The organism is Proteus sp. fly-1013, from assembly GCF_040140245.1.
Taxonomy (GTDB): Bacteria; Pseudomonadota; Gammaproteobacteria; order Enterobacterales; family Enterobacteriaceae; genus Proteus; species Proteus mirabilis_B.
This window is the reverse complement of record NZ_JBEEWD010000002.1, coordinates 610,786-620,403: the sequence shown is the minus strand read 5'-3', so window position 1 is coordinate 620,403 and position 9,618 is coordinate 610,786. Positions and strand designations below refer to the sequence as shown.

9 protein-coding genes and 1 rRNA gene are annotated in these 9,618 nt (G+C 40.4%); 8 read left to right on the top strand and 2 right to left on the bottom strand.

Annotated features, from left to right (window positions below; genetic code table 11):
* Positions 1-166: 166 nt before the first annotated feature.
* A 5S ribosomal RNA gene (gene rrf, locus ABN236_RS06665) occupies positions 167-282 on the top strand.
* A 127-nt stretch (positions 283-409) separates the two neighbouring features.
* Here the strand turns inward: rrf and ABN236_RS06660 are convergent.
* On the bottom strand, positions 410-1,069 hold the full coding sequence (locus ABN236_RS06660; protein ID WP_088493892.1) for a GntR family transcriptional regulator: 660 nt from the start codon (positions 1,067-1,069) through the stop codon (positions 410-412).
* Positions 1,070-1,537: 468 nt separating this feature from the next.
* Here ABN236_RS06660 and ABN236_RS06655 point away from each other — a divergent pair, with 468 nt between their 5' ends.
* The 7 genes from ABN236_RS06655 (at position 1,538) to ABN236_RS06625 (ending at position 9,083) form a co-directional block, all read left to right on the top strand.
* On the top strand, positions 1,538-2,788 hold the full coding sequence (locus ABN236_RS06655; protein WP_194951722.1) for an NRAMP family divalent metal transporter: 1,251 nt from the start codon (positions 1,538-1,540) through the stop codon (positions 2,786-2,788).
* 13 nt (positions 2,789-2,801) lie between these two features.
* Positions 2,802-3,596, top strand: coding sequence for a LamB/YcsF family protein (locus ABN236_RS06650; RefSeq protein WP_349473621.1), 795 nt, complete (start codon positions 2,802-2,804; stop codon positions 3,594-3,596).
* A complete protein-coding gene (locus ABN236_RS06645) occupies positions 3,589-4,395 on the top strand; it encodes a putative hydro-lyase (RefSeq protein ID WP_349473616.1) in 807 nt (268 codons plus the stop codon). The genes ABN236_RS06650 and ABN236_RS06645 overlap by 8 nt, the downstream gene beginning before the upstream one ends.
* A gap of 14 nt (positions 4,396-4,409) precedes the next feature.
* Positions 4,410-5,987 carry a 5-oxoprolinase subunit B/C family protein gene (locus tag ABN236_RS06640; RefSeq protein ID WP_349473615.1) on the top strand — a complete coding sequence of 526 codons (1,578 nt, stop codon included), beginning with the start codon at positions 4,410-4,412 and terminating at the stop codon, positions 5,985-5,987.
* 16 nt (positions 5,988-6,003) lie between these two features.
* Positions 6,004-7,749 (top strand): acetyl/propionyl/methylcrotonyl-CoA carboxylase subunit alpha, encoded by a 1,746-nt coding sequence (locus ABN236_RS06635; protein ID WP_349473614.1) that lies wholly within the window; start codon positions 6,004-6,006, stop codon positions 7,747-7,749.
* 202 nt (positions 7,750-7,951) lie between these two features.
* Positions 7,952-8,749: a sulfite exporter TauE/SafE family protein gene (locus ABN236_RS06630; protein WP_088493887.1), complete on the top strand. Its 798-nt coding sequence runs from the start codon at positions 7,952-7,954 to the stop codon at positions 8,747-8,749.
* A gap of 103 nt (positions 8,750-8,852) precedes the next feature.
* Positions 8,853-9,083: a hypothetical protein gene (locus tag ABN236_RS06625; RefSeq protein ID WP_075672928.1), complete on the top strand. Its 231-nt coding sequence runs from the start codon at positions 8,853-8,855 to the stop codon at positions 9,081-9,083.
* 38 nt (positions 9,084-9,121) lie between these two features.
* Here ABN236_RS06625 and ABN236_RS06620 read toward each other — a convergent pair whose 3' ends face one another.
* Positions 9,122-9,562: a PACE efflux transporter gene (locus ABN236_RS06620; RefSeq protein ID WP_194951727.1), complete on the bottom strand. Its 441-nt coding sequence runs from the start codon at positions 9,560-9,562 to the stop codon at positions 9,122-9,124.
* Positions 9,563-9,618: the final 56 nt, after the last annotated feature.

Sequence of the window (9,618 nt, the reverse complement as noted above, 5' to 3'; positions counted from 1 at the left end):
CGATACGTTGAGCTAACCAGTACTAATGAACCGTGAGGCTTAACCTGACAACACCGAAGGTGTTTTGTCTGAGAGACAAACAGTAGATGAAGTAGGCTTGTTTAAGATTGAATATTGCTGGTTATTGCGTAGAGATACACAATAACGGGTAATAAAACCGAATTTGCTTGGCGGCCATAGCGCAGCGGACCCACCTGAATCCATGCCGAACTCAGAAGTGAAACGTTGTAGCGCCGATGGTAGTGTGGGGTCTCCCCATGTGAGAGTAGGGAACTGCCAGGCATTAATTAAGACGAGAAAGCCAACCCAATGGGTTGGCTTTTTTGCGTTTGGAGTTTAGTGAATTTTAAGTACTATACTAAATTCTAAATACAAAAATGCCCTAATTTAGGGCATCTTTTATGATCTTTTAGCAAAAATTATGACGAGAAAATGCAGCAAGGACTGTTCTTTCTGATATTTCTAAATAGTCTTCCATTGCTGTTGCTGCTTCTTGGGCTTTTCCATCCATTAAAAGTGTTAAAATCTGTTCATTCTTCTCAATATACGGTGCATGTAGTAATTGAGGATCGTTTAATAAACCGAAGGCTAAACGTAACTCTGCTAAAATAAGTTGGTATTGTTTAAACAATCTAGGACTATCTGAAAGCTCAACAATCGCGGTATGAAAATGCATATTACAGGTTCCTACACCACTCCAATCTTGTTGTTCTTGAAAGACTTTTGCTTGGTTAACACTATCTTGCATTCTAACAATAGCTGGATGCATAGGATAAGAATGTCGCAGAGCATCACATTCAATTAATCGTCTTACACGATAAATATCCATAATACTTGCCATATCTGGCACAGAAACAAAAACACCACGATTAGGTTTATAAGTTAAAAGCCCTTCTTGGGTAAGAACGCGAAAAACCTCTCTTAAAGTATTACGCGATATCTCTAGCGTTTCGCTTAATGCAGTTTCTGACAATCTTTCACCAGGAGGTAATTCTCCAATAGTGATTTTTTGCCGAATAACATTTGCGACTTTTTGAGAAAGAATTTGTGGAGATGTTTTTTTCTGCATTATCTTCTGCTATTAGCTTAATAGAAGCGCCTATTCTATCAGTGTGTTTTGTAATATATAACCTCTATTGTGTCACTCTGTCGTACTTCTCACTGTATGAAGTATGACTTTCTGTTTATTTCCATCAAAAAAACTTAATTTTTTATCACGATATTTTAGTGATTAAACTTATTTTTCCTTCGATCTTGTGCACTATTTTTGTGCATCTCATCTTTTTATGCTGCATTTAGGTGCATATTCATTACTTACTAATTAATAATAATTGTCAATAAAATGTTAAAAATGCGATCTTCACTGCACTTTTATCATCCCATATTTAAATCTATTTGCTTATTTATTCATCTATTATTATTAATTGTTCAACAATCTAATATCAGGTGATTAACAATTACGTATTCATGCTCAACAATGGCATGCTAATTGCCTTAGTAATAATAATTAAAATAATGATGATAAAGGGGGTAGCTCATGGCTACACAAGATTCTGCAAACACAACATCAAGTTCGTTTATAAAAAATAGACGCTCTTCCTTGATAGCTGCCATTTTTTTAATGGCGACATCAGCTATTGGTCCGGGTTTTATTACTCAAACTGCAACCTTTACTGCCACTATGGGGGCAGCATTTGCATTCGGTATTTTGGCATCAATCATCATCGACTATGTTGTTCAGCAAAGTATTTGGCGAGTGATCACAGTTACCAATATGCGAGCTTCAGACATTGCTAACAAAGCAATACCCGGTAGCGGTTACTTACTTGCGGTATTAGTTATTTTTGGCGGTTTAGTGTTTAACGTGGGTAACATTGCCGGTGCTGGTTTGGGGCTTAATGCAATGGTGGGTCTTGATCCTAAATGGGGTGGGATCTTAAGTGCTTTACTTGCGATCTATATTTTCTCATCACGCAAAGCCAGTAACTTTATCGATCGTATGATTATCGTTCTTGGCATTGTCATGATCTTACTGACTGTTTTTGTGATGTTTGCCTCTAATCCTCCAGTAGGTGAAGCATTAAGACAAACTGTTTTACCTGATGCGATTAACTTCGCAACGATCACTACAATTGTCGGCGGTACTGTGGGCGGTTATATCTGTTATGCCGGAGCTCACCGTCTTCTTGATAAAGGAACTACGGGTATTGAGAACATTGATGCTGTATCAAGCGCTGCAACAAAAGGAATTTTAGTGGTTGGATTAATGCGCTATATCCTGTTCCTTGCCATTTTGGGCGTAGTTGCCAGTGGCGTAACATTAGATATTTCTAGTCGCGCGGCTAACCCTGCATCTCAAGCATTTCAACACGCGGCAGGTTTAACTGGATTACGCATCTTTGGTCTTATTTTATGGGCAGCTGCATTAACAAGTGTAATTGGTGCTGCTTATACCTCAATGTCATTTATTACAGTATTTAAAAAAGGTGTTACTGAGCGTCAACGTAATATCGCAACCATTATTTTCATCGCTATTTCACTTGTCATTTATATGGTTATGGGAACAGCGCCGGCTGCATTATTAGTCTTCGCCGGTGGTTTTAACGGTCTGATTTTACCTATTGGTATGACACTATTTATTTTTGTTGCATGGCGTCGCCAAGATCTCATGAATGGCTATAAATATCCTGCATGGTTACTGTGGTCAGGTATTTTGGTCTGTGCGCTGACTTGGTATATGGGCATTATGTCCGTGGGTGCTATTTTCAACTACCTCAACATTGCTTAAGAGAACAATAATGATGATAAAAACAGTCGATTTAAACAGTGATTTAGGTGAGAGCTTCGGTCAATGGACAATGGGCAATGATGATGCGGTGCTTGAAATTGTCAGTAGCGCTAATATCGCTTGCGGTTTTCATGCTGGTTCACCGGATGGAATTTTAAAAACATTAAAAGCGGCGAAACAACGTAATGTCGCGATAGGTGCGCATGTTGCTTATCCTGATTTAGTCGGTTTTGGTCGTCGTAATATGGATATTGCCAGTGATGAATTAACCGCAGATGTGATTTATCAAATAGGTGCTTTACAAGGATTGGCTAAAGCAGTGGGTTTAAGTGTGACCTATGTTAAGCCTCATGGTGCGCTTTACAACACAATTGCGCATGATAAACGTCAAGCACTTGCTGTTATTGAGGCGATACTTGCTGTAGATCCTCAACTGACATTAGTTGCTTTAGCGGGATCACCTTTGATTACACTTGCGAAAGAAAAAGGTCTTCGAGTAATCGCAGAAGCCTTTGCTGACAGAGCTTATCATGCTGATGGTACGCTAGTTTCTCGTAAAAAAGAGGGAGCTGTTTTACATGATCCTGAACGTGTTGCTCAACGTATGTTGCGGCTTGTGCAAGAAGGTGGTGTTGAGTCCATAGAAGGCATTTTTACAACGATACAAGCTGATTCTATTTGTGTTCATGGTGACAGCCCAGATGCCGTAGCTCTCGCTAAAAGTGTAAAAGAAATTTTAATTAATCATGGTGTTAGCATTAAGCCTTTTGCACCTCTGCCACTTAAAAAGGAGGTTCAAAATGACTAATTTAATGCAAGCAACCGCGGATGCAATTGCTAATGCACAAGAAGCTCGATTAGCTATTCGCAATGGTTTAGCCATACCAACCGCCGGTATGGCTAAAGGTATGACGCAAGCTAATATGATTAGTTTACCTCGTGATTGGGCATTTGATTTTCTGCTCTATGCTCAACGTAACCCGAAAAGTTGCCCAATATTAGATGTTTGCGAATCAGGTAGTTATCGCACTGTTTTAGCGAAAGACGCCGATCTGCGTACTGACATTCCTCTTTATCGTGTTTGGGAAAATGGCAAATTAGCGGATGAAATTACGGATGCCACCAAAATTTGGGCACAACATCCCGATCTTGTGACGTTTCTTATTGGTTGTAGTTTTACTTTCGAAACACCCATGTTAGAAGCGGGTATTGAAATTCGCCATATCACAGATAACTGCAATGTTCCGATGTATAAAACCAATCGTTTATGTCGCCCAGCAGGACGATTAGAAGGTGAATTAGTGGTTTCAATGCGTCCTATTCCAGCCGATAGAGTCGCTGATGCGGTGATGATCAGTGGTCGTTTCCCTTCTGTACATGGTGCTCCCGTACATATTGGCTCGCCCGACGCTTTGGGTATTAAAGATATTATGTCGCCAGATTTTGGCTCACCAGTGAGAATTGAAAAAGGCGAGATCCCCGTCTTTTGGGCTTGTGGTGTGACGCCTCAAGCGGCAGTGATGCGTTCAGGTGTTCCTTTCGCACTTAGCCATGCTCCGGGGCATATGTTTATTACCGATGTGCCTGATGCAGCTTATCACGTATAAGAGAGGAAGATACTTTGCGCTTTTTACCCGTTAACCTATCTCATTTACTTGTTGAGCTTTCCTCTTTAAAAGAGACGCTCGCATTGTATGAATCCGTTAAACAAGCGGATATTGCTGCTATTCAAGATATTGTACCTGCGGCGAAAACACTCTTAATTCACTATACGCCGTGGCTAATCACAGCTGAAGAGCTTGTGCTTCAGCTTCGACAGTTAGAAGTTAAAGCGGTATCAGCACGTCAAATACAATCATTAACGATCCCCGTTCATTATCAAGGTGAGGATCTTAATGAGGTCGCTGAATTATTAGGGATCGCTACCAGTGAAGTGATCCGCAGACACACAGAACAAACCTATCAAGTTGCATTCACGGGTTTCGCTCCAGGTTTTGCTTATTTGATTGCAGATGAAACCCAGCTTTATGTGCCTCGTCGGAAAACACCTCGTACACGTATCCCCGCAGGATCGGTCGGATTAGCTGGTGAGTTTAGTGGTGTTTATCCGCAACAAAGCCCCGGTGGTTGGCAACTTATTGGTATTACAGAAATAAAGATGTGGGATCTCTCACGTGAACAACCTGCTTTTTTATTACCGGGTAATGAAGTGCATTTTGTTGATGCACAAAAGTCACCGATAACTGTTTCACTACCGGAGAAAAAAGCCGTAGTTGCTTCCTCGCTCTCATTGAATGATAAAGGGCTATATGTTATTTCAGCAGGGCTACAAACTTTATTTCAAGATGAAGGGCGTATTGGTGCTGCATCAATGGGAGTATCTGCTTCAGGCGCACTTGATAAACCCGCTTTACATGCGGCTAATCGTTTAGTGGGTAATCCTGCAACCTTTGTTGCACTTGAGATAACACAAGGTGGACTAACACTTAAAGCACGACAAGATTGTGTGATCGCTTTAACTGGGGCGGATTGTTCCATTACGCTAAAACATGAGTCGGGTGAGACTGAATTCTTATCTGGTTATCAACCTATCGATGTTCGCTGTGGCGATGAAATTATTTTAGGTATGCCAAAAACAGGTGTACGTAGCTATCTTGCCGTGAGAGGTGGGTTTGAATTACCCAAGGTGTTAGGGAGTTATGCATTTGATACCTTGGCACAAATTGGCCCTAATGCTTTGCAAGAAGGAGATGTACTTCATTTAAATAATGAAAGCACCTCAAACGGTATTCTTGCGGATGAACTGCCGACATCAACATTGCCAAAACAAGGTGATATCGTCACGCTTGATGTTGTTTTAGGTCCCCGCACTGACTGGTTTACCACTGAAGCTATAAAAACATTAACCTCTCAATTATGGCAGGTGACACCACAATCTAACCGTATTGGGTTGCGTTTACTGGGCGAAACCCCTCTTGCTCGAGAACAACAACAAGAGCTATCGAGTGAAGGCACTTGCATCGGCGCAATACAAGTTCCGATTAATGGGCAACCTGTTTTGTTTCTTAACGATCACCCATTAACAGGAGGATATCCTGTTATCGGCGCTGTTGCTGAATATCACTTACCACTTGCAGGGCAGATCCCTGTTAACGCTAGAATTCGTTTTAATCCAATTACCGAATTTCAAGAATATTGATAGGAGAATGCCACTCATGACAACAATTAACCAAAAACAACGAGTGAAGCATAGAGTACTTATTGCAAACCGAGGTGAAATTGCGGTTCGTATTATTCGTGCTTGTCAGGATCATGGTGCGACTTCGATTGCCATTTACGCTAATGATGATATTGATGCACTACACGTCCGTCTTGCTGATGAAGCTTATGGACTCAATGGTAATCTGCCGAAAGAAAGCTATCTAGATATTAAGAAAATTATTGATATTGCCCATAAAGCTAATGCCACAATGATCCATCCCGGCTACGGTTTTCTTTCCGAGCGAGCTGATTTTGCAAAAGCGGTACAAGACGCAGGATTTATTTGGATCGGCCCTAACCCAGAAACGATTGAAGTGCTTGGTGACAAAGTGAAAGCACGTAAAATTGCACAATCTGTTGGTGCACCTCTTGTAAATGGTACGTCTGATCCCGTTAATGACGCCAAAGAGGTTATCGATTTTGCTAAACAGCATGGTCTACCTGTTGCCATTAAAGCCGCTTTTGGTGGTGGTGGGCGGGGGTTGAAGATCGCACATAAAATGGAAGAAATTGAAGAGCTCTACCATTCTGCTGTACGAGAAGCCGTAACTGCATTTGGTCGTGGTGAATGTTATGTTGAGCAATTCCTAGATAAACCTCGCCATATCGAAGCGCAAATTATCGCAGACAAACTGGGCAATGTTGTTGTTGTCGGAACACGAGATTGTTCGTTACAGCGACGTAACCAAAAGCTTATTGAAGAAGCGCCGGCACCTTATTTGACAGACGAACAACGTGAACGTATTCACCAATCAGCTAAAGATATTTGTGCGAAAGCGGGTTATGTGGGTGCAGGCACCGTCGAGTTTTTATTAAGTGCAAATGGCACTATTTCATTTCTAGAAGTGAATACACGCTTACAAGTAGAGCACCCTGTTACTGAAGAGACGGCAGGTATTGATTTAGTGATCGAGCAGTTACGTATTGCTGAAGGTTTACCGCTAAGTATTGATAAAACACCTGTTCCTCGAGGGCATTCTTTTGAATTTAGGATCAATGCAGAAGATCCCGCTAAAGGTTTTTTACCTACACCAGGTTTAATTACACATTTCTCTCAGCCTTCAGGCCCTGGAGTTCGTGTAGATAGTGGTGTTGCCGAAAATAATCAGGTTTCACGCCAATTCGATTCTATGATGGCAAAATTGATAGTGACAGGTGCAACTCGTGAACAAGCTATTGCCCGAGCTCGTCGAGCATTATCTGAATTTAAAATTGAAGGGGTAGCAAGTGTATTACCTTTCCATTGTGAAATGATGGAGCATGCCGATTTTACTGAAGATTTCAAAGTGCATACCCGTTGGATTGAAACAGATTTTCAGGCAAAAAATACCCATTTTCCTCGTAGCACGCCTGCAAAAAATGAAGAGCTTGTTCGTACTTTTATTGAAATTGATGGTCGTCGTCATGAACTTGCTTTACCAGCTCAATTACTGTCACTCTCCGCGGTAATACCAACAGCAATTAATGCCAGTCATGAGAAAGAAGAGAATGAAAAAGCCGTCACGGCACCCATCTCTGGCGTATTACATAGCTGGATCTTAGCTGATGGCGATAAAGTCAAAGAAGGTGATGTTATTGCTATTATGGAAGCGATGAAGATGGAAGTTCAGGTAGTAGCTTCTTGTGACGGAGTACTACTGCAAAAAGCGAAAACAGGTGATTATTTTTCAGCAGAATCGGTCTTAGCTGAAATAAATTAAATATATTAAAAGTATCATATTGATTAATAAGAATAATATCTATCATTAATATCGGCCCTTTAATATGAGGTAATTTCATATTAAGGGGCTTTTTTATAATAACGTTATTTATATTCCTATTTGTTATATCTAATTCCTTTTGGTTATAAGTTATTTTGCCTATAATCGAAGCTTGTTAAATTTTAACCCAAAAGGAAATAAGATGTTGCTTGTAACACAACTACTTATCGGCGCTGCAATCGGGTTAGTTATTACAACGACCGGTGTAGGTGGTGGTGTTATTTTATTACCTGTTCTTATTTATCTTTTTGGTATGAATGCATTAGCTGCGGTTGCGACAGCAAATTTACTCTCGATGCTAATGAAGCTCTCATCTTCTTATATTCATTTTCGGTTAGGTAATATCCCATTAAAACCCGCACTATTGATCTTAGGGATAATGTTTCCGGCAACATTTTTAGCGAGTTATGGTGTGACATGGTTGGGATCGCAACCTCAATATTACGATCGTGTTGAATCAGCGATTAATATTTTAATGATCGTTGCTATCGTATTTTCATTGATCTTGTTTTTACAGCGAATGGTAAGAAGATCAGCAATTTCAGATCCCTTAATTTCTTTACCTCCGCCTTCTTCAGTGACTTTTTCTTCCCTATTTGTACCGGGAGTCAGTGCAGGTTTTGTACTTGGTGCGACGGGTGTTGGAGGGGGGTTAGTGGTGTTGCCTGTGTTAATGCGTTTTGCACAAATGGGTATTAAAGAGGCAATCGGCACATCTATTTTTATTACCACGATCCTTTCTGGTGGCTCTGCTATTGCTTATAGTGCTGGTGGTTATACCGATGTTCACACAGCACTTATTCTCTGCTTAGGCTCATTACTCTCCATTCCATTAGCTCGCTATTTACTTGTGTATTTATCAGAGCGTTTTTTCCAATATTTAACACTGTCTTTTATTCTGATCAGCATCATTATGATGAGTTGGAAGTTAATAAATTAACGTAATGGAATATCGAGTGAGTCAATCTTTCTCTTATTGCCTTTGGTTAGACTAAACTTATTCTATCATCATTAGATTAACTACTAAGAGTAAGTATAACGAGATGAATATTAAAACAGGTGATGAGTTTTTGGTTTATATGGCGCTGGGTGAAGAGAGCTATATGAAAGAGTATTACCGTGTGATTGAAATTGATTCAACACTTTCTCAAGTGACGGGTAAATTACTAAGAAGAACAACGGCTGATGACAAAAATATTGGATTAGGTCGTTGCGAGTTAGAAGGCGGTATTGAGCAGTTTGCGTTAGAAGATATCTATCCTGTTAAAGAGTGATCCGTTATTGGGATCACTCTCCTTACTTAATTTGTCGCTTAGGCTGCGGGTGCATTCTCAGGTAATGCAGATTTTGGTAAGCCAAAAATTTTGTCAAATACCCAGTTATAAACGAAGGTATAACAAGGGATGATGATGATCAGCGCAAAGTCCATAACTAACGCTTGCCACAATGAAACATTAAGCCACCATGCAATCAGTGGAATTAAATAGAGCACCAGTGTTAGCTGAAATCCAATTGCATGGACTAGACGGCGTCTAAATGTTCGAATTCTTGAAACCTGCCTACTCTCCCAAAATTCAAATATGCAGTTATAAATAAAATTCCAACTTACTGCGATTGTTGTGATCACCAGAGCTAATGGACCTGTTACTGCTGTTGAGCTATCAGCCAAAAGTGCAAGCCCGACTGATGAAATAATCCAGCCAAAAATTTCATAAGCTGTTACGTAGACAATTTTTCGTTTGATACCTTGCATTGTGCTCTCTTTTTCTGTGGATCTGTGTCGTTAAGCATCGTAAGATAAATCAGCAA